Raw genomic sequence first — 20,293 nt, forward strand, 5'->3', positions numbered from 1 at the left:
GGGGCACGCGAAAGCAGACGACAGGACAGCATCGGGCCGCAGGCGCGTAACCCTGTGCAGAGCATCGCCCGCCGTGATGCTGTGAAAAAGTGACAGGCCGGTCTCCGGGCTCATGAGCGGGACATTGTCCCTGGCGGTGCGCCTTCCCGGGACAAACCCAGTGGCGTCGGACACAGCCTTGACTCATCTACCGTTGCGGGGGCAGCGCCGGAATCGGATGGCTCCTGACCGGCTTCCCTGTTTCACCTTGCCAATCAATGATTGCCAGGCACCTGAAACAAGCGGCGAAGGGTAGAGGGTTGGGCAAACAGCGTCAAACAGTATTGGGATTGAACCTCCCGAGCGGGCACTTCTCTACTCTTTAACCTCCTCTGGTTTTGCGAGATAACCCCGGCATGTTCAGACTCGACCCGCGTTACGCAATCATTCTGCTCACCGCTGGCGGCCTTGCAGCCTGTGGCGAAACCTCCAAGCTGCAAGTCGCCGACGGCTTCGGCCCTGATCCGCAATTGCCCGAGCCCAACAAGACCCTGATCCCGACGGTCAATATCGCTCCGGCCATCGGCTGGCCGGAAGGCGGCAAACCGGTCGCCGCACCGGGCACGCAAGTGGTGGCGTTCGCCGAGGGTCTGGACCATCCACGCTGGCTGTATGCGTTGCCCAATGGCGATGTGCTGGTGGCCGAGTCCAACGGGCCGGCCAAGGAAAGCTCGGGCCTGCGCGACTGGGTGTCGCAGAAGGTCATGAGCCGCGCCGGTGCCGGCGTGCCCAGCGCCAACCGCATCACCCTGCTGCGCGATGAAAACCGCGACGGCATCGCCGAGACCCGCTCGGTGTTGCTGGAAAACCTCAATTCGCCGTTCGGCATCACGCTGGTGGACAACACCTTATATGTGGCCGACACAGACCGCCTGATCAGTTTTCCATATGAAAGCGGCCAGACCCGCATCAGTGCAGCGGCCACCAAAGTCACTGACCTGCCCGGCGGCCCGCTTAATCACCACTGGACCAAGAACGTGATTGCCAGCAAAGACGGCAGCAAGCTGTATGTCACCGTCGGCTCCAACAGCAATGTCGGCGAAAACGGCATGGACCAGGAACAAGGCCGGGCCGCCATCTGGGAGGTGGACCGCGCCTCGGGCCAGAAACGCATCTTCGCTTCGGGCCTGCGCAATCCCAACGGCATGGACTGGGAACCTGTGACCGGCAAGTTGTGGACAGCGGTCAACGAGCGTGACGAGATCGGCAGCGATCTGGTGCCCGACTATGTGACCTCGGTGCAGGACGGCGGCTTTTATGGCTGGCCCTACAGTTATTACGGTCAGCATGTCGACAAGCGTGTCGAGCCGCAAAACCCGGAACTGGTCGCCAAGGCCATCGCGCCGGACTACGCGGTAGGCCCGCACACCGCTTCGCTGGGCCTGGTATTCGCTGACGGCAAAACCCTGGCCGCGCCATTCAATCAGGGTTTGTTCATCGGCCAGCACGGCTCATGGAACCGCAAGCCGCACAGTGGTTACAAGGTGGTGTTTATTCCGTTCAAGGACGGCAAGCCCGCTGGTCAACCGATCGATGTGCTGACAGGCTTTTTGAACAAGGAGGAAAAAGCCCAGGGTCGCCCGGTCGGCGTGATCAACGATCAGCGCGGTGGCTTGCTGGTGGCCGATGATGTAGGCAACAAGATCTGGCGGGTGACCTCAACGCAATGAGGCGGGAACCGGCCGCTGCAATCAGCGGCCGTTCTGTGCCAGGTTTTCCGGGTGGATAATGCGCTTGGCATTCAGATAGGCTTTCTGCCAATACGGCTTGCTCAGGCTGTCGAGCTTGACCGTGCCGCCCGTGGCCGGGGCATGCACGAAGCGGCCTTCGCCGACATAGATACCGGCATGCGATACCTGCGAGCCGCCTGAGGTGGCGAAAAACACCAGGTCGCCGGTCTGCAGCTGCTCGCGACCGACAGTGGGCGCATTCATCACGATCATGTCGCGCGTGGAGCGCGGCAGGCTGATGCCGGCCATGTCACGGTAGACATAACTGATCAGGCCACTGCAATCGAATCCGGAATCGGGGGTATTGCCGCCCCAGCGATACGGCGTACCCACCAGGCTAAAGGCGCGGAACAGCACGTCTTCGACAGCTGCCGAAGGCACGGTGGCAGGCGCGGCCAGTACAGGGCGCTGAACGATACGGGGTTGCGGGGGCGGCGGCGCGCTGGCACAGGCACCCAGCAGCGCAGCAAGGGAAATTACAGCCAGGCGCAATGTCATCGACATAACCACAACTTCTCCATCCGGATGCGGCCTAGTTGCCGAAAGCAAAAACCCGGTCAGAGACCGGGCATCACGTCATTTATGGCGTTTGATAGTAGCTGGTTTCACGCTGGTCGAGGTCATCGCAGTGGTTTGTACTTCACCGGCGGCGGGCGCCATGACCAAAGCACGCTTGGCCTCGATGAAAGTCTTGCTCCAGTACGAGTCGTCCAGGCTGTCGATACGCACCCCACCGCTGCGGCGGCTGCTGGAGTGGATGAACTGATCATCGCCCAGATAGATGGCTGCATGGCTGACCCGACCGCGGCCGGCGGTGCTGAAGAACAGCAGGTCGCCTGGCTTGAGGTCGCGGCGTGCCACTTGCGGCGCATCGATATTGATCATTTCCCGGCTGGAACGCGGCAGGCTCATGCCAGCCTCTTCACGGAACAGGAAGTTGATGAAACCACTGCAATCGAAGCCCGACGTGGTCGAGCTGCCGCCGAAGCGATAACGAGTGCCGATCAGCGACTTGCCGCGCTCCAGAATGGAGTCGGCCAGCAGAGGCAACTGATAGTTGGTTTCCCTGGAGAATTCGGCCAGTTCTTCTTCGGCTTCGTGCGCCTGCTGCAATTGTGCAGCTTGAGCACGGCGAGCGCTGGACTGGGCGGTAACGGAATTCGTGTACTGAGCCTGGTACTCAGGCTGTGGCTGGGTGACCGATGACTGGGTCGAGCAACCGAACAGAAACGTAGCGAAAACGAGTGGCACGAGGGGTGCTAAGCGAACAACCTGCATGGGCACGACCGTGGGTGAAAAATTGAGGAGCCGCGACTATGCCCGCTATCAAAGTGATTTGCAAATTCTATCGAATTAAATGTGACTTATGAGTTCGGGCATGACATGTGCCGCGCGGCCCTTGAGGAAAACGTCCATGCCTGCGCTGTAATCCGTGGCCAAAGGATTGATTTCCAAAGTAAAACCACCTGAGACACGGGCCCGCAGCACAGGTTCATGTATATAAGGAAAACTCGCGGTAGTGCCGATACTTAGAACCGCATCGAAGCCCAGACTCATTTGCTGCTCCAGAGCGCTCATAGCCTTCTCTGGGAGCATTTCCTGAAATAACACAACCGGGGGTCGCAAAATGCCATTACAAGCGCCGCACAGAGGCGGTAGAGGGCGTTGCAAATGCTCACTCAGCTGCGGGTCTTCGGCACCGCACGATTGACAGAATAATGGCGCTATCTGCCCATGAATTTCGATCAGCCGCTCCGGCGGACTTCCGGCCGCGCGGTGATAGCCATCGACATTCTGGGTCAGCACCCAGCATTCAGGTTTGAGGCGCTGCAACTGCGCGATGGCGTAATGCGCAATATTGGGCTCACCGTTCAGGCAAGCCTTGCCCAACTGCGCGATGTACTTCCAGCACAACGCAGGGTCACGCCGCAGCATCGGCCCGGACAAGGCCATTTCGATAGGCAGATCGTCTTCGGTGCGGCCGTTGTACAAGCCGCCGACACCGCGATAGGTCGGCAGTCCTGAATCGGCTGACAGCCCCGCACCGGTGATCACCAGGATGCGCCTGGCATGGCGCAGCGCTGCACCGGCCTGACGCATCAGTTGCGGGTCGATCGGGGCGTCTACCACCCCAGGGTTTCCTTGAGGAAAGGAATGGTCAGCTTGCGTTTTTCCTGCAACGAGGCCTGATCGAGACGCTCGAGCAGATCGAACAGCGCACTCATGCTGCGCGTGCCACGAGTCAGAATGAAGTGCCCGACATCGTCGGTCAGGTGCAGGCCGCGGCGCGAGGCGCGCAATTGCAAGGCACGCAGCTTGTCTTCATCGGACAAGCCGCGCATCTGGAACACCAGCGCCATGGTCAGGCGCGACTTGAGGTCCGGCAGCTTGATCTGCAATTCACGCGGGGATTTGGAGGCGGCGATCAGCAGGCGCCGACCGCTGTCGCGCAGGCGGTTGAACAGGTGAAACAGCGCCTCTTCCCAGTCCGGCTTGCCGGCAATGACATGCAGGTCGTCCAGGCACACCAGTTCGTACTGCTCCAGGTGATCGAACAGTTCGACCCCCTCTTGAAGCAACTGGGCCAGCGGCAGGTACACCGCAGGCTCGCCAAGCTGCTTGAAGCGCAGGCACGCGGCCTGCAACAGATGAGTACGCCCTACCCCGTCCTTGCCCCATAAATAGATGAGGCTCTCGGTCCACCCGGCATCTGCTTCACACAGGCGCTCGACATAGCCCAGCGCCGCCGCATTGGCACCGGGATAGTAGTTGACGAAGGTGGCGTCATCACGCAGACGCACACTCAGGGGCAGCTGAACGGGTTTCATGCTGACTGGGCGCTTCCTGGAGGCAAGCGAACCTCGGAAAAAAGAATGCAAAGTCTATACCTGCAAGGCGGGCCGCACAATGCGACACACCTCAAGGAAAATCAAAGGCTTGCATACGTGCCATCAGGCAACCGGCTTACAGCTCCGGATCGCGGGGACCGGCATACACGTCCGAGTCCTTGTAAAGGGTATGCACATGACGCAACAACACCATGATCACCGCCGCCGCCGGCAGCGCCAACAGAATGCCGGTAAAGCCGAACAGCTCGCCGCCCGCAAGGATCGCGAAAATCACCGCCACCGGGTGCAGGCCAATACGGTCACCTACCAGCAACGGGGTCAGGACCATGCCTTCCAGCGCTTGCCCGACCATAAAGACAGCCACAATGCCGAGCATCGGGTACAGGTCGCCGCCAAACTGAAACAGGCCGGCAATCAGCGCCGCGCCAATGCCGATCACGAAGCCCATATAAGGCACGATAGCCGCCAATCCGGCGATGACCCCGATCAACAGCCCCAGCTCCAGCCCCACCAGCATCAGGCCGGCCGCATAGATAACGCCCAGCGCGACCATCACCAGCAACTGGCCACGAATGAACGCCCCCAGCACCTCATGACACTCGCCGGCCAGGTTGACGATCTGCGCCTCGCGCTGGCGCGGCAGCAGGCCGTGGATCCTGGCCATCATCACATCCCAGTCGCGCAGCAGGTAGAAGCACACCACCGGGATCAACACTAGATTGGTCAACCAGCCAATCAGCGCCAGGCTGGAGGCGGTGGCTTGAGACAGCACAATGCTGACGACATCGCCCGCCTCGCTCATGTGCCCGGACAACGAAGTCTTGAGCTTGTCGAAGCGCCAGAAGCCATCCGACAAACCGAACTTCGCCTGCGCCCACGGCAGCGCTGTGTGCTGCAACCAGTCAAGCATCTGCGGCGCCAGCTCATACAGGCGCATCAACTGCCTGAACAGCATCGGCACCAGCACCAGCAGCAAGGCCATCAACACCAGCGTGAACAAGGTGAACACCGCCACAACACCCAAGGTACGCGACAGGCCGAGCCGCTCCAGGCGGTCCACCAGCGGGTCGCCCATATAGGCCAGCAACAACGCCACCAGAAACGGCATCAGGATGGTGTGCAACAACCCCAGAAAGACCAGTAGCAGAACAGCCCCGCCGATCCAGAACCAACGCCGCGTATCAGTCATTTAATGCCTCTGCATCTGAAAACCATTTATAGGTCCGCCTTACCAGCGGAAATACAGCCGTGATGCGTTGGCCGGAGTGACGCCTGGCGTAACGGGTGCAGCGGCGTCCACGGGCGCCGCCTCGCTGGCCGGCACTTCCTGCAGACGGGCCATGCCCAGTTGCGAACGAACCTGCTCGGCGCTGGCACTGACATCGAAGGTCAATTTGTCGCCCTCAACCAGCGCCAGCCGGCCACCGAACGGATCCAGCAGGCGTTGCAGTTCAGCATAGCGTTCCAGCGTCGAGCCCTGAACCTGCAATTGCAACGCACTGGCTGCGGCGCCCGGCTTGACGGCAAAACGCGGCGCCAGTCGCTCGCTCACCGCCAGCAGCACCGCATCGGCCAGCGCCTCGGAGCTGGCGCCGGTGGCGGTGCCCTGCTCGCGCTGATCGCCCAGCCATAGACGCCAGGTGCCTTGCCATTGACCGTTTTCTTCACGGGCATGCACGGCCAGAATCGCATCGGCGCCATAACGCTCGGAAGCCTGCCTGATTTCAGTGGCGTCCTTGTCGGCCAGATGTTGCGCGGTGCCCAAGCCCTGCTCGCTCAGGTCGGCCAGTGGCAATTGCAGCGGCAAACCACGGTGTTCAGCGGCGCGCCGCAACGGCTCGGCGGCGCCTTGACCGTCGCCGACCAGGTTCGAGCCCTCGACAGAATCGTTGAGCCACCAGCCAAGAATGCTGGGCCGATTGCTACCCCAGATCGGCAACCCGGCCTGACGCAGGGCGCGGTCGGTGCTGGCGGGATCGAAATCCACCAGCAACGCCTCGGGCGGCCCGGCTTCATAGCCGAACTGACTGATGATTTGCTGCGGATTCTTGCGCACCTCAGGCAAAGACGCCTTGGCATTGCCGGTCAGGCGCAGCACCAGGGTTTGCACGGCCGCCTGGGTGGCACGGTCACGCTCGTCCGGCGACTGGCTGGCCACCGGTTCGCGCACTTGATAGAGATTGTTCATGGTCTGCGCGAACGCCGGCAGGCTCGCCAGGCTCAGGCAGCCAAGTAAAAGATATCTGGAAAAACGCATGGGGCAGTTCCCGAACAGAAGGAAGACAGCAGGCAAATACGGGGCGTAAGACAACAAAAACCGCCCAATCATTCACATTAAAGCCGTGTTTGTACAGGTTGCAGCCTTTACTGAATACAAGCGCCCGTAGCGCAGGGCTCTGCCCGTCGGCCCAAGGATGGCCCCCACGCGGCAAGCCTGTTAAAATCGCGCGCCTTCACAGACCGACGATGGCACCGACTCCAGAACGGCACAGCTAAGGCTGATCCACGCTGGACCCGGGTGTTGCGGTCGATCCCCCGAATCCCCCCTAAAGGCCTGGATTTTTTATGAGCAAGCAACCCTCCCTGAGCTACAAAGACGCCGGTGTAGACATCGACGCCGGTGAAGCATTGGTCCAACGCATCAAAGGCGTGGCCAAGCGGACCGCGCGCCCCGAGGTCATGGGCGGTCTGGGAGGTTTCGGCGCTCTCTGCGAAATCCCGGCCGGCTACAAGCAGCCTGTGCTGGTGTCCGGCACCGACGGCGTCGGCACCAAGCTGCGTCTGGCGCTGAACCTGAACAAACACGACACCATCGGTATCGACCTGGTCGCCATGTGCGTCAACGACCTGGTGGTGTGCGGCGCCGAGCCGCTGTTCTTCCTCGACTACTACGCCACCGGCAAACTGAATGTCGACACTGCCGCCCAGGTTGTGACCGGCATCGGCGCCGGTTGCGAACTGGCCGGTTGCTCGCTGGTCGGCGGCGAAACCGCTGAAATGCCGGGCATGTACGAAGGCGAAGACTACGACCTGGCCGGCTTCTGCGTCGGCGTCGTGGAAAAGGCCGAGATCATCGACGGCTCCAAGGTTGCCAGCGGCGACGCCCTGATCGCCCTGCCGTCTTCGGGTCCGCACTCCAACGGTTACTCGCTGATCCGCAAGATCATCGAAGTCGCCGGTGCCGACATCGAAAACATCCAGCTCGACGGCAAGCCGCTGACCGAACTGCTGATGGCCCCGACGCGCATCTACGTCAAGCCACTGCTCAAGCTGATCAAGGACACCGGCGCGGTCAAGGCCATGGCCCACATCACCGGCGGCGGCCTGCTGGACAACATCCCGCGCGTACTGCCAGAAGGCGCACAGGCTGTGGTCGACGTGGCCAGCTGGCAGCGCCCGGCGGTCTTCGACTGGCTGCAACAACAAGGCAACGTCGAAGAGCATGAAATGCACCGCGTTCTGAACTGCGGCGTCGGCATGGTCATCTGCGTGGCTCAGGAACACGTCGAGCAGGCGCTGAACGTCCTGCGCGCCGAAGGCGAGCAACCGTGGGTGATCGGCCAGATCGGCACCGCTGCCGAAGGCGCCGCTCAAGTCGAGCTGAAAAACCTCAAGGCGCATTGATGCCAGCTTTGCATCCAGCGGCACGCAATGTCGTGGTGTTGCTGTCGGGTACCGGCAGCAACCTGCAAGCGATGATCGACAGTTTCAGTGACGCCGACAGCCCGGCGCGCATTTGTGCGGTGATTTCCAACCGCGCCGATGCCTTCGGCCTGCAGCGTGCTCAGGATGCGGGTATCAGCACCCGCGTGCTGGACCACAAGGATTTCGAGGGCCGCGAGGCCTTCGATGCCGCCCTCGCCGAACTGATCGACAGCTTTGAGCCGGACCTCGTCGTACTCGCAGGCTTCATGCGCATTCTCAGTGGCGATTTCGTGCGCCACTACCAGGGTCGCCTGCTCAATATCCACCCTTCGCTGCTGCCGCTCTATAAAGGGCTGCATACCCATCAGCGAGCGCTGGAAGCCGGCGACACCGAACATGGCTGCAGTGTTCACTTCGTCACCGAGGAACTCGATGGCGGACCACTGGTCGTACAGTCGGTGATTTCGGTAGAGTTACACGACTCGCCCGCCACCCTGGCGCAGCGCGTCCATGTTCAGGAACACCGGATTTACCCGCTGGCCATCCGCTGGTTTGCCGAAGGCCGTCTGCGCCTCAGTGAACAGGGTGCGACCCTGGATGGCCAGTTGCTCCCGGCCAGCGGCCACCTGATTCGAAACTAGGAGATCCCATGCGTCGTGCACTGCTCTTCGCTGCTGCTCTGCTTGCCCTGCCTACCAGCCAGGCAGCCGACCTTCAGCCCTTCTCCGCCAGCTACACCGCCGACTGGAAACAGCTGCCCATGAGCGGCACCGCCGAGCGCAGCCTGCAGGCTGGCGCCGACGGCGTCTGGAACCTCAATTTCAAGGCGTCGATGGTCATCGCCAGCCTGACCGAGTCCAGCACCCTGAAGGTCGATAAAGACGTCATGGTGCCGCAGACCTACAACTTCGAACGCAGCGGCCTGGGTAAATCCAAGAAGGTCGACCTGGTGTTCGACTGGTCAACCAAGTTCGTCACCGGCACCGACCGTAACGACCCGATCAAGCTGCCGATCAACCGCGGCGTGCTCGACAAGTCCACGTATCAACTGGCCTTGCAGCATGATGTGGCGGCCGGCAAGAAGAGCATGAGTTACCAGGTGGTCGACGGCGACGAGCTGGACACTTATGACTTCCGCGTCCTGGGCTCGGAAACCGTCAGCACCAAGGCCGGCCAGGTCGATGCGATCAAGGTCGAGCGCGTGCGTGACCCGACGCAAAGCAAGCGCACCACGGTGCTCTGGTTCGCCAAGGAGTGGGACTACCTGCTGGTTCGCCTGCAACAGGTCGAGACCGACGGCAAGGAGTACAACATCATGCTTCAGGACGGTACGGTCAACGGCAAGGCGGTCAAGGGCCGCTAAGCCTGAACAAAAAAGCCCCGGTTCGCGAGAGCCGGGGCTTTTTTTCGTCTTGATGAAACAGATGAAATATCTTTCACGAAACATTAAGAAACAATCAATTCTTTATATATCAACCAGTTACACAGAAACCGATGAATTTGTGTCGTAACTGATACGCGATCGGGTCTTTACTTAGCAAGCTAACAAAATCTATAAAGAAGGCCTGCGACATGTTGACGCAGTTTCCAGAATCGGGAGATCATACCATGACCGTAACAGTGACTGAACGCGACGAAGCCCACATTTCTCACGAAACCGTTGCCCACGGCATTCACATCTGGGATGTACGCCAACAGGACCAATTGGTCGGCATGTTCCACGAAGAAGCCGACGCCCAGCGCTACAAGCAAGAACTTGAAGCGCTGGAGAACAAGCAGTCGTCGTAGGCGCGCGTGCTGCCGGAATGCCGGACCACCGCGACCGGCTGCGTTAGCAGTCGTGAATTTTCAGCGTCTCCGAGATTTTGCGAGCGCTTCGCACTCGGTCGCGGGCAAAGCGCGCTCCTACAAGGGGCAGCGCTTGCCGTGTGGCGGTGTTACCACATCAAATCGTCAGGAATCTGATAAGCCGCATACGGATCATCGGCATCCGGCGCTTCGGTCGGGGTGTTGAGCAAAACGATGCGGCGCGGATCGCGCTCCTGGATCTTCAGCGCAGGTTCGCGCGGGATGATCTCGTAGCCGCCACCATGGTGCACGATGGCCAGTGAGCCGCTGCTGAGCTTGTTGCGCACCAGGGTGTTGACCGGGATACGCTTGACCTTCTTGTCGTCGACAAAGTTGTAATAGTCTTCGGTGGTCAGCTTGGGCAGCCGCGAGACTTCGATCAGTTGCTTGATCTGCGCGGCACGGGCCTTGGCCTCGACCTTTTCCTGCTGCTGGCGATTAAGCTCCTGATCGCGCCTGGCCTTCTCGGCCATGGCGTCCTGGGCTGCGCGCTTTTGCGAGTCGTCGGCCTCGATCTGGCCTTTATGCACCAGACGCTGCTCTTTCTGTTTGGCTTTGCCGACCTGTTTGGCCTGCTTTTCATTGACCAGACCTGCCTTGAGCAACTGGTCGCGTAGGGAAAGGCTCATTGTCTACTCGCTTATTCGATTTCACGCACTCAGCCACAACGGGCCGGGTTCTTTTCCTGACGTTTGGCTTCGCCCCACAGGGCATCGAGTTCTTCCAGGCTACAGGCTTGGAGCGCTCGCCCCTGTTGCCGTACCGCCGCCTCGATAAAACGAAAGCGTCGGTCGAACTTGCCGTTTGCCGAGCGTAGCGCAGTTTCCGGGTCGACTTTAAGGTGGCGCGCCAGGTTGACCACTGAAAACAGCAAATCACCGATTTCTTCGGCCACCTGAGCGGTCTCGCCGTCGGCCATGGCCTCCAGCACTTCATCGAGCTCTTCACGGACTTTATCGACCACCGGCAACGCTGCCGGCCAGTCAAAACCCACCTGGGCTGCACGCTTTTGCAGCTTGCCGGCCCGCGACAATGCCGGCAAGGCCACTGGCACATCGTCGAGCAACGACAACTGCTCAGGCACCTGCGCCTGTTCTGCGCGCTCTTCAGCCTTGATCTCGTCCCAACGCCGATTGACCTCACTTTCGCTCAGTTGCGGCGTTTCCAGCGGTGCATACAGCTCGCCGGTGGGAAACACATGCGGATGGCGGCGCAACAGTTTGCGAGTGATGCCATCGACTACCGCATCGAACTCGAAGCGCCCTTCTTCCTTGGCCAACTGGGCATAAAACACCACCTGAAACAACAGATCGCCCAGCTCACCCTGCAGATGGGCAAAATCGGCGCGCTCGATGGTATCAGCCACTTCGTAGGCCTCCTCCAGCGTGTGCGGCACGATACTGGCGTACGTCTGTTTCAGATCCCACGGGCACCCGTACTGCGGATCACGCAGCCGGGCCATCAGGTTCAGCAGGTCTTCAACGCTATACATAAAGGCTTCCTTCGGTCGTAGGACCGGCTTTAGCCGGGAAAGCAGACGCTACCATTCGCGTCGTAGCGTTCGCGGCTAAAGCCGCTCCTACGGATGTCGAGCAGCGTGCATATCATGACGTCTTGTTACGCCGCGTCTCGATAATGTTCGGCAACTGGGCAATGCGCCCCAGCAGCCGGCCCAGTGCGTCGAGACCCGGAATCTCGATGGTCAGCGACATGAGCGCCGTGTTGTCTTCCTTGTTCGAGCGGGTATTGACCGCCAGTACGTTGATGCGCTCGTTCAGCAGCACCTGGGTGACGTCACGCAGCAAGCCGGAGCGGTCGTAGGCACGAATGATGATGTCCACCGGGTAGGTGAGCACCGGCGCCGGGCCCCAGCTGACCTGGATGATGCGCTCAGGCTCGCGCCCGCCCAGCTGCAACACCGAGGCGCAGTCCTGACGGTGAATGGTCACGCCACGGCCTTGGGTGATGTAGCCGACAATCGCATCGCCCGGCACCGGCTGGCAGCAACCGGCGATCTGCGTCAACAGGTTGCCCACGCCCTGAATCTGGATATCGCCACGCTTGCCCGGCCGGTAGCCGATGGCCTTGCGCGGGATCAGCTCGACCTCGTTGAGGCGTTCGGGCTCGACCTGCTGCTGCGCCAGGTTGACCAGTTGGGTCAGGCGCAAATCGCCTGCCCCGAGGGCGGCGAACAGATCTTCGGCGGTCTTGTAGTTGGCCTTGTCAGCCAGCTTGTCGAAGTCGACCTGGCCCAGCGCCACGCGGGCCAGCTCGCGTTCGAGCAAGGTCTTGCCCGCCGCCACGTTCTGGTCGCGTGCCTGCAGCTTGAACCAGTGAACGATCTTGGCCCGCGCCCGCGAGGTGGTGATGTAGCCCAGGTTGGAGTTCAGCCAGTCGCGGCTCGGCGTGCCGTGCTTGCTGGTGATGATCTCGACCTGCTCGCCGGTCTGCAGGCTGTAGTTGAGCGGCACGATGCGCCCGTTGATCTTGGCGCCCCGGCAGTTGTGGCCAATCTCGGTGTGTACCCGGTAAGCGAAGTCCAGCGGCGTCGAGCCTTTGGGCAGGTCGATGGCGTGACCGTCCGGGGTGAATACATAGACCCGGTCGGGTTCGATATCGACGCGCAGCTGTTCGGCCAGACCACCGATATCACCGAGTTCTTCGTGCCATTCCAGCACCTGGCGCAACCACGAGATTTTCTCTTCGTAGTGGTTGGAGCCCGATTTGACGTCGGTGCCCTTGTAGCGCCAGTGCGCGCAAACACCCAGCTCGGCCTCTTCGTGCATGGCGTGGGTGCGGATCTGCACCTCCAGCACCTTGCCTTCCGGGCCGATGACCGCAGTGTGCAGCGAGCGGTAGCCGTTTTCCTTGGGGTTGGCGATGTAGTCGTCGAACTCCTTGGGAATGTGCCGCCACAGCGTGTGCACGATGCCCAGCGCGGTGTAGCAGTCGCGCATTTCCGGCACCAGCACGCGCACCGCACGCACATCGTAGATCTGGCTGAACGCCAGGCCCTTGCGCTGCATTTTGCGCCAGATCGAATAGATATGTTTCGCCCGGCCACTGATATCGGCCTTGACGCCGGTGGCCAGCAACTCGCCTTCAAGCTGGCTCATCACGTCATTGATGAAGCGCTCGCGGTCCAGACGCCGCTCGTGCAACAGCTTGGCGATCTGCTTGTACTGCTCAGGCTCAAGGTAGCGGAAAGACAAGTCTTCCAGCTCCCACTTGATATGACCGATGCCCAGGCGGTGCGCCAGCGGCGCATAGATATCGAAGACTTCGCGGGCGACGCGGTTGCGCTTTTCTTCGTCGGTGTTCTTCACCGCACGAATCGCGCAGGTGCGCTCGGCCAGCTTGATCAGCGCGACACGCACATCGTCGACCATGGCCACCAGCATCTTGCGCAGGTTCTCGACCTGCGTCTGGCTGCCCAGCACCAGCGACTGGCGCGGGCTGAGGCTGGCGCTGATGGCGGCCATGCGCAGCACGCCGTCGATCAGCTTGGCGACCGTGGCGCCGAAACGCTCTTCGACCTGCGCCAGAGGAATGACCCCTTCGCGCACGCCGCGATAAATGACCGCGGCGATCAGGGTGTCCTGATCGAGCTTGAGATCCGCCAGAATCTCGGCGATTTCCAGGCCCGTCTGGAAGCTGGACGTACCGTCAGCCCAGTCGTTGGCGGTGACTTTTTCCTGCTGCTCGGCTTGCCGGGCGAATTCGCAGGCCGCTTTCATGGCCTCGCGATCCAGAATCAGATCGACGCTGACGATATGATCAAGCCATGCGTCGAGATTGATACTGCCGTCGGTGTTGACCGGCTGGTGTGCTCTCACCTGTACCATGCATTACCTTCCCTACGGCGCGATGAATGGCGCCGACAGTCGCCTGCCTTCTTGCGCGAATGCCACTTGCGGGGCCCACAAGCACCGGCATTCGCGGGCCGGTCGGATTAAACGAGATTCCCTGTCAGCAAAGGTTCGATCCTCTGAACCGCTGCTCACTCACTCATTTCGAATAAAGCCATCGCCTCGACATGCGCCGTCTGCGGAAACATGTCGAGGATTCCGGCGCGTTTTAACCGGTAGCCCTGCCTGACCAGCTCGACCGTGTCGCGGGCCAGGGTTGCCGGGTTACATGACACATATAATAAACGCCGGGCGCCTGACTGGCCGATCTGGCGTACCACTTCAAAAGCGCCGTCGCGCGGCGGGTCCAAGAGTACCGCAGAAAATCCTTCTACAGAGCCACCCACCTGAGCCAGCGACCCGGAAAGATCGGCCTGCCGGAACGTCACGTTCTCAAGCCCGTTGGCCTGGGCATTGAGCCCTGCACGGTCGACCATCACTTGCACACCTTCGATCGCCACCACTTCACGCACGCTGCCTGCCAGCGGCAAGGCAAAGTTGCCAAGGCCGCAAAACAGGTCCATCACCCGCTCGTGCGGTTGTGGCGCCAGCCAGCTCAAGGCTTGCTCGATCATGGCGGTGTTGACCACGGCGTTGACCTGAATGAAATCTCCCGGCCGCCAGGCCAGGCTCAGGTTCCAGGGTTCCAGCCGGTAGCCGAGCGAATCACTGGCATTGGCAGGATACGGCTCACCGTCGCCGTGCAACCAGAGCTGCGCCTCATGCTGCTTGCAAAAGTCATGCAGGATTGCCAGGTCAGGCTCGGACAAGGGCGCGGTATGGCGCAGCAACAAGGCCTTTGACGTGCCGCTGAACAGCTCGACATGCCCTAACGCCTGGGGTTTGCCGAGGCGGGCGAGCAGCTCCGGCAATTGTTCCATCAGCGGTTGCAGCTCGGGCACCAGCACCGGGCAATGGCCGATAGCGACAATATCCTGACTGGCTGCTGCGCGAAAACCGATGTCCAGGCGTCGAGCCTTCTGGTCCCAGCGCACCGCGACACGCGCCCGGCGCCGGTAGCCCAGCTCGGGACCGACCAGCGGCGCGGCCCATTGTTCGGGCGCCACGTGGGCGACGCGCTGCAACTGCTCGGCGAGCATCTCTTGCTTGAGCGTCAATTGTTGGGCGTGGGGCATGTGTTGCACGCTGCAACCACCGCAGCGGCCAAAATACTCACAGGCAGCCGGCCGGCGCGACTCACTGGCCTTCAACACCCGCTCGGTGCGCGCCTCGACCACCTTGCCGCGGGCATTGAGCACCCGCGCCTCCACCTCTTCACCGGCCAGGCTGCCGGCGACGAACCAGGTGCGGCCCTCGACGAAACCGATACCACGGCCGTCGCTGGCCAGGCGCTCGATGACCAGACGCTGTTTCTTGCCGACCGGCACTTGCGTGGTTTTCACGCCACCGGCGGGCTGAAAGCGCAGCCCTCGTACTTGTTTGGCCATCAGTTGGGTGCGTCGTAGACGCCGGTCGACAGGTAGCGGTCGCCGCGGTCACAGATAATGGCGACGATCACAGCGTTCTCGACTTCACGGGACAGGCGCAGCATGCCGGCCACGGCACCGCCGGACGACACACCACAGAAAATGCCCTCTTCACGAGCCAGACGACGCATCACGTCCTCGGCCTCGGTCTGGCCCATATCGATGATCCGGTCGATACGATCGGACTCATAGATACGCGGCAAGTACTCTTCAGGCCAGCGGCGGATACCCGGAATGGCAGCGCCTTCCATCGGTTGCAGGCCGACGATCTGTACAGCCGGATTCTGCTCCTTGAGGTAGCGCGAAGTCCCCATGATCGTGCCGGTGGTGCCCATCGAGCTGACGAAATGGGTAATGGTACCGGCGGTCTGCTGCCAGAGTTCCGGGCCGGTGCTGGTGTAGTGCGCCTCGGGATTGTCGCCGTTGGCGAACTGGTCCAGCACCTTGCCACGGCCTTCGGCCTGCATGCGCTCGGCCAGGTCGCGGGCACCTTCCATGCCCTCGTCCTTGCTGACCAGAATCAGTTCGGCGCCATAGGCAGTCATCGCCGCCTTGCGCTCGGCACTGGAGTTGTCCGGCATGATCAGGATCATCCGGTAGCCTTTGATGGCCGCCACCATCGCCAGGGCGATGCCGGTGTTGCCGGAAGTGGCTTCGATCAGCGTGTCACCGGGCTGGATCTGACCGCGCAGTTCGGCGCGGTTGATCATCGACAGCGCCGGACGGTCCTTGACCGAGCCTGCCGGGTTGTTACCTTCGAGCTTCAACAGGAGGGTATTGCTGGTGTTGCCACCGATACGCTGCAGGCGCACCAGTGGTGTGTTGCCGACGTGATCGGCAATGGTCGGATACTGCAGGGTCATGGCGTCTTCGCAATCCAGACTGCGGGGGCGCCTATCATAACGGCAAACGCCCAAAGCCCATATCACGCAAAGTGAGGCACTTATCACCAAATGGAATAAGTGACTGACATCATTGTGATCAGCCCATGGCTCTGTGGGGCCCGCCAGGCTGTAACATGCGCTCATTGAATGGCTACACTGCCTGTGCCGTACGTCTGTTTTCTGACAGAGTTCCACCCTGACCTGCCGCCGGAGAACGCGTGTGCTGACCAAGCTGGGTATCAAAAGTCGGGTCCTGTTGCTGACCATCCTGCCCACCAGCCTCATGGCACTGGTATTGGGTGGCTACTTCACCTGGATGCAGCTGTATGAACTGCAAAACCAGTTGCTGGCCCGTGGCGAGATGATCACCCGCCAACTGGTGCCGCTGGCCGCCCCGGCGCTGGGCCGCAAAGACAAGGCGGTGCTCAGCCGCATTGCCACCCAGACCCTGGAAGAGGACGACGTACGCTCAGTGACCTTTCTGGACGCGGAGCGCACGGTGCTGGCTCACGCCGGCCCCAGCATGATCAACCCGCCGCCCACCGGCCAGGGCACGCAACTGGTCAACAGCACCGGCAGCGACGCCACCCGTTACCTGCTGCCGGTGTTCGGCAACCAGCGCCACCTGACCGGCGCGCTCATTCCCGACGAAGCCGACCGCCTGCTGGGATGGGTGGAGCTGGAGATTTCCCATAACGGCACACTGCTGCGCGGCTACCGCAGTCTGTTTGCCAGCATGCTGCTGATTCTTACCGGTCTTGCGATCACCGCCGTGCTGGCGCTGCGCATGAGCCGCAGCATCAATCAGCCCTTGGGGCGCATCCGCCAAGCGGTCAGCCAGCTCAAGGAAGGCCATCTCGAAACCCGCCTGCCACCGCTGGGCAGCCAGGAGCTGGATGAACTGGGCTCGGGCATCAACCGCATGGCCTCGACCCTGCAAAATGCTCAGGAAGAATTGCAGAACAGCATCGACCAGGCCACCGAAGATGTACGCCAGAATCTGGAAACCATCGAAATCCAGAACATCGAGCTGGACCTTGCGCGCAAAGAAGCGCTGGAGGCCAGCCGCATCAAGTCGGAGTTTCTGGCCAACATGAGCCATGAAATCCGCACGCCGCTCAACGGCATTCTCGGCTTCACTCACTTATTGCAGAAAAGCGAGCTGACGCCACGCCAGAACGACTATCTCAACACCATCGAGAAATCCGCCGACAGCCTGCTGAGCATCATCAACGAGATTCTCGACTTCTCGAAGATCGAGGCCGGCAAGCTGGTGCTCGACAGCATTCCGTTCAACCTGCGCGACCTGTTGCAGGACACCCTGACCATCCTTGCCCCGGCCGCCCACGCCAAAGAGCTGGAACTGGTCAGCCTGGTGTACCGCGACACGCCACTGGCGCTGACCGGCGACCCGCTGCGGCTCAAGCAGATCCTTACCAACCTGGTCAGCAATGCGATCAAGTTCACCCGCGAAGGCACCATCGTCGCCCGCGCCATGGTCGAGGAAGAAACCGAAGACACCGCGCAATTGCGCATCAGCGTGCAAGACACCGGCATCGGCCTGTCCAGTCAGGATGTGCGGGCGTTGTTCCAGGCGTTCAGCCAGGCCGATAACTCGTTGTCGCGCCAGCCGGGCGGCACCGGTCTGGGGCTGGTGATTTCCAAGCGCCTGATCGAACAGATGGGCGGCGAAATCGGCGTCGACAGCACGCCGGGCGTCGGCTCGGAGTTCTGGATCAGCCTGAAACTGCCCAAGGCCCGCGACGACGCCGAAGACCCGGTGGTGCATCCGTTGCAGGATGTGCGCGTGGCGGTCATGGAGCGGCATGAACTGGCGCGTCAGGCGTTGGAGCATCAGCTTGAAGACTGTGGCCTGGAGCCTCTGGTGTTCAAGAATCTGGAAAGCCTGATCAATGGCGTGACCGCCGCCCACCAGACCCCGACCGCGATCGAACTGGCCGTGCTTGGCGTGACCAGCTACGACATTCCGCCGGAGCGGCTGCGCCAGCATATCTGGGATCTGGAAAATCTCGGCTGCAAGGTGCTGGTGCTGTGCCCGACCACCGAGCAATCGGCCTTTCAGGTCTCGGTACCGGACGTTTTCAGCCAACTGCAGGCCAAACCTGCCTGTAACCGCAAGCTGCACCGCGCGTTGTCAGAGCTGATCGCCCCTAAAGTGGTGCGCACCGACATCAGCCTGCCACTGCCCAGCCGCGCGCCGCGCATCCTCTGCGTGGACGACAATCCGGCTAACCTGCTGCTGGTACAAACCCTGCTCGAAGACATGGGCAGCATCGTGGCGGCGGTCGACAGCGGCTATGCCGCCGTGCAGGCGGTGCAGAGCGACACCTTCGATCTGGTGCTGATGGATGTGCAGATGCCGGGTATGGACGGGCGTCAGGCCACCGAAGCGATTCGTGACTGGGAGGCGCAACGGCAAAGCAGCCCGATGCCGATCGTCGCCCTCACCGCTCACGCCATGGCCAACGAAAAACGTTCGTTGCTGCAAAGCGGCATGGACGACTACATGACCAAGCCGATCGGCGAGCGGCAACTGGCGCAAGTGGTGCTCAAGTGGACCGGCCTGGCCCTGCGCACCGCGCAGCCTGAAAGCCCGGCCGACAAGAGTGACAGCCATCTGGGCCCGCTGGTGCTCGACCACGAGGAAGGCTTGCGCCTGGCCGCCGGCAAACCGGACCTTGCCGCCGACATGCTGGCCATGCTGCTGGCCGCGCTGGACTCGGACCGCGAAGCCATCCGCGCCGCCCGCGCCGCCACTGACATCCAGGCCCTGATCGAACGCATCCACCGCCTGCACGGCGCGACCCGTTACTGCGGCGTACCGCAACTGCGCGCCGCCTGCCAGCGTGCCGAAACCCTGCTCAAACAGGATGCCCCGCAAGCCGACCAGGCACTCAACGACCTGGACAAAGCCATCACCCGCCTGGCCACCGAAGCCCGCGTCACCGCTTAGGGCAGCGGCAAGTTGTACGGCGTGCGGCTTATAGCTTGCAGCTTGCAGCGGCCCCTGCGTGGTAAGATGGCCGGCATTTTGGAGGACCCATGGCCGAACACGATTTCCGTTACAGCATGCTTAACCCGCAACACACCCTGACCGAGTGCCGCACGCTGGCACCGGGTCGCTATCAGGTCACCGGCAACGGCGGCTCGATCCACGAAGGCGATCAATTGCTGGTCACCCTCAAGGGCAGCAAGACGTTGTATATGCGCCTGTCGGTTGAAAAAGTCCGTCACCTGATTAACCCGCCCGGTCAATGGGTCGCGGTGGCCAAGGGGCCGGTGTTCGACGAACTGGCGATTCATGAATGGAAGGTCAATTGCGACAGCTGCAACAGCGAGCTGACGTTCGAGTTTTCGGTCGAAAGCAAACTGGGCATCAAGGCGCAGAAACCTGCCGCCGTGGCGCGCATTGCCGAGCTGGGCTGGAAAACCGAAGGCGACAAACACCTGTGCCGCAAATGCCAGGTGCAACCGGCATGAAACACCTCGCCGCAACCGGCCTGATCGGCGCCTTGCTGCTGGCCGGTTGTGCCAGCCAGCCGGCAACCCAGGTCGAACTGGACAAAAGCTATGTGCTGGAGTGGATCGGTGAGCGCCCGCTGATCGACCGCAGCCGCCTGACCATGACCCTGGGCCGCGATGGCCGGGCCTACGGCAATGCCGGCTGCAACCACTGGTTCGCGACTTACACCCTGCAAGGCCAGACGCTGACCTTCGACAAGGTGGGCAAGACCCGCAAGCTGTGTGTCGAGTCGCTGATGGAGCAGGAGCAGCGTTTTCTCACGGCCCTGCCCGGCACCCGGCGCTGGGACATCTCGCCGATCCAGCAACTGCGCCTGTGGCCCGCCGAAGGCCAGCCCCTGCGGTTCTGGCCAGAATAAA

The 20,293-nt window shown here is 61.7% G+C and carries 19 protein-coding genes and 1 riboswitch; of the genes, 8 read left to right on the forward strand and 11 right to left on the reverse strand.

Annotated features, from left to right (window positions below):
- Positions 1-78: 78 nt before the first annotated feature.
- Positions 79-291: riboswitch (cobalamin riboswitch) on the reverse strand.
- A 104-nt stretch (positions 292-395) separates the two neighbouring features.
- Positions 396-1,709 (forward strand): PQQ-dependent sugar dehydrogenase, encoded by a 1,314-nt coding sequence (locus tag ACYAS9_RS04885; RefSeq protein WP_463567187.1) that lies wholly within the window; start codon positions 396-398, stop codon positions 1,707-1,709.
- A 21-nt stretch (positions 1,710-1,730) separates the two neighbouring features.
- On the opposite strand, the gene ACYAS9_RS04890 is transcribed toward ACYAS9_RS04885, so the two are convergent.
- From ACYAS9_RS04890 to ACYAS9_RS04915, 6 genes are all read right to left on the reverse strand, one after another.
- Complete coding sequence (locus ACYAS9_RS04890) at positions 1,731-2,273, reverse strand: C40 family peptidase (protein ID WP_463567188.1); 543 nt, start codon at positions 2,271-2,273, stop codon at positions 1,731-1,733.
- A gap of 72 nt (positions 2,274-2,345) precedes the next feature.
- Positions 2,346-3,047, reverse strand: a complete 702-nt coding sequence (locus ACYAS9_RS04895; protein ID WP_463567189.1) for a C40 family peptidase — start codon at positions 3,045-3,047, stop codon at positions 2,346-2,348.
- A 75-nt stretch (positions 3,048-3,122) separates the two neighbouring features.
- Positions 3,123-3,869: an NAD-dependent deacylase gene (locus ACYAS9_RS04900; RefSeq protein WP_463567190.1), complete on the reverse strand. Its 747-nt coding sequence runs from the start codon at positions 3,867-3,869 to the stop codon at positions 3,123-3,125.
- A gap of 23 nt (positions 3,870-3,892) precedes the next feature.
- Positions 3,893-4,597 carry a DnaA regulatory inactivator Hda gene (gene hda / locus ACYAS9_RS04905; protein WP_463567191.1) on the reverse strand — a complete coding sequence of 235 codons (705 nt, stop codon included), beginning with the start codon at positions 4,595-4,597 and terminating at the stop codon, positions 3,893-3,895.
- A gap of 136 nt (positions 4,598-4,733) precedes the next feature.
- Complete coding sequence (locus ACYAS9_RS04910; protein WP_463567192.1) at positions 4,734-5,807, reverse strand: AI-2E family transporter; 1,074 nt, start codon at positions 5,805-5,807, stop codon at positions 4,734-4,736.
- A gap of 39 nt (positions 5,808-5,846) precedes the next feature.
- Positions 5,847-6,875 carry a DUF2066 domain-containing protein gene (locus ACYAS9_RS04915; RefSeq protein WP_463567193.1) on the reverse strand — a complete coding sequence of 343 codons (1,029 nt, stop codon included), beginning with the start codon at positions 6,873-6,875 and terminating at the stop codon, positions 5,847-5,849.
- Positions 6,876-7,183: 308 nt separating this feature from the next.
- Here ACYAS9_RS04915 and purM point away from each other — a divergent pair, with 308 nt between their 5' ends.
- From purM to ACYAS9_RS04935, 4 genes are all read left to right on the forward strand, one after another.
- Positions 7,184-8,242 (forward strand): phosphoribosylformylglycinamidine cyclo-ligase, encoded by a 1,059-nt coding sequence (gene purM, locus ACYAS9_RS04920; RefSeq protein ID WP_463567194.1) that lies wholly within the window; start codon positions 7,184-7,186, stop codon positions 8,240-8,242.
- Positions 8,242-8,904 carry a phosphoribosylglycinamide formyltransferase gene (purN, locus tag ACYAS9_RS04925; RefSeq protein WP_463567195.1) on the forward strand — a complete coding sequence of 221 codons (663 nt, stop codon included), beginning with the start codon at positions 8,242-8,244 and terminating at the stop codon, positions 8,902-8,904. The genes purM and purN overlap by 1 nt, the downstream gene beginning before the upstream one ends.
- Positions 8,905-8,912: 8 nt before the next feature.
- Positions 8,913-9,626 (forward strand): DUF3108 domain-containing protein, encoded by a 714-nt coding sequence (locus ACYAS9_RS04930; protein WP_463567196.1) that lies wholly within the window; start codon positions 8,913-8,915, stop codon positions 9,624-9,626.
- A 245-nt stretch (positions 9,627-9,871) separates the two neighbouring features.
- Complete coding sequence (locus tag ACYAS9_RS04935) at positions 9,872-10,051, forward strand: DUF3110 domain-containing protein (RefSeq protein WP_463567197.1); 180 nt, start codon at positions 9,872-9,874, stop codon at positions 10,049-10,051.
- A gap of 149 nt (positions 10,052-10,200) precedes the next feature.
- On the opposite strand, the gene ACYAS9_RS04940 is transcribed toward ACYAS9_RS04935, so the two are convergent.
- The 5 genes from ACYAS9_RS04940 to cysM form a co-directional block, all read right to left on the reverse strand.
- Positions 10,201-10,740 (reverse strand): DUF2058 domain-containing protein, encoded by a 540-nt coding sequence (locus tag ACYAS9_RS04940; protein ID WP_463567198.1) that lies wholly within the window; start codon positions 10,738-10,740, stop codon positions 10,201-10,203.
- Positions 10,741-10,769: 29 nt separating this feature from the next.
- On the reverse strand, positions 10,770-11,603 hold the full coding sequence (gene mazG, locus ACYAS9_RS04945) for a nucleoside triphosphate pyrophosphohydrolase (protein ID WP_463567199.1): 834 nt from the start codon (positions 11,601-11,603) through the stop codon (positions 10,770-10,772).
- Positions 11,604-11,715: 112 nt separating this feature from the next.
- Entirely contained in the window at positions 11,716-13,956 is a 2,241-nt protein-coding gene (relA, locus tag ACYAS9_RS04950; protein WP_463567200.1) for a GTP diphosphokinase, read from the reverse strand.
- 155 nt (positions 13,957-14,111) lie between these two features.
- On the reverse strand, positions 14,112-15,467 hold the full coding sequence (rlmD, locus tag ACYAS9_RS04955) for a 23S rRNA (uracil(1939)-C(5))-methyltransferase RlmD (protein ID WP_463567201.1): 1,356 nt from the start codon (positions 15,465-15,467) through the stop codon (positions 14,112-14,114).
- On the reverse strand, positions 15,467-16,369 hold the full coding sequence (cysM, locus tag ACYAS9_RS04960; RefSeq protein WP_463567202.1) for a cysteine synthase CysM: 903 nt from the start codon (positions 16,367-16,369) through the stop codon (positions 15,467-15,469). The genes rlmD and cysM overlap by 1 nt, the downstream gene beginning before the upstream one ends.
- Positions 16,370-16,610: 241 nt before the next feature.
- On the opposite strand from cysM, the gene ACYAS9_RS04965 reads away from it, so the two are divergent.
- The 3 genes from ACYAS9_RS04965 (at position 16,611) to ACYAS9_RS04975 (ending at position 20,292) form a co-directional block, all read left to right on the forward strand.
- Positions 16,611-19,364, forward strand: a complete 2,754-nt coding sequence (locus ACYAS9_RS04965) for a response regulator (RefSeq protein WP_463567203.1) — start codon at positions 16,611-16,613, stop codon at positions 19,362-19,364.
- Between the two features lie 89 nt (positions 19,365-19,453).
- Positions 19,454-19,891: a hypothetical protein gene (locus ACYAS9_RS04970; RefSeq protein ID WP_463567204.1), complete on the forward strand. Its 438-nt coding sequence runs from the start codon at positions 19,454-19,456 to the stop codon at positions 19,889-19,891.
- Positions 19,888-20,292: an META domain-containing protein gene (locus ACYAS9_RS04975; RefSeq protein ID WP_463567205.1), complete on the forward strand. Its 405-nt coding sequence runs from the start codon at positions 19,888-19,890 to the stop codon at positions 20,290-20,292. The genes ACYAS9_RS04970 and ACYAS9_RS04975 overlap by 4 nt, the downstream gene beginning before the upstream one ends.
- The last annotated feature ends 1 nt before the right edge of the window (position 20,293 follow it).

The organism is Pseudomonas sp. HP_08, assembly GCF_055284095.1.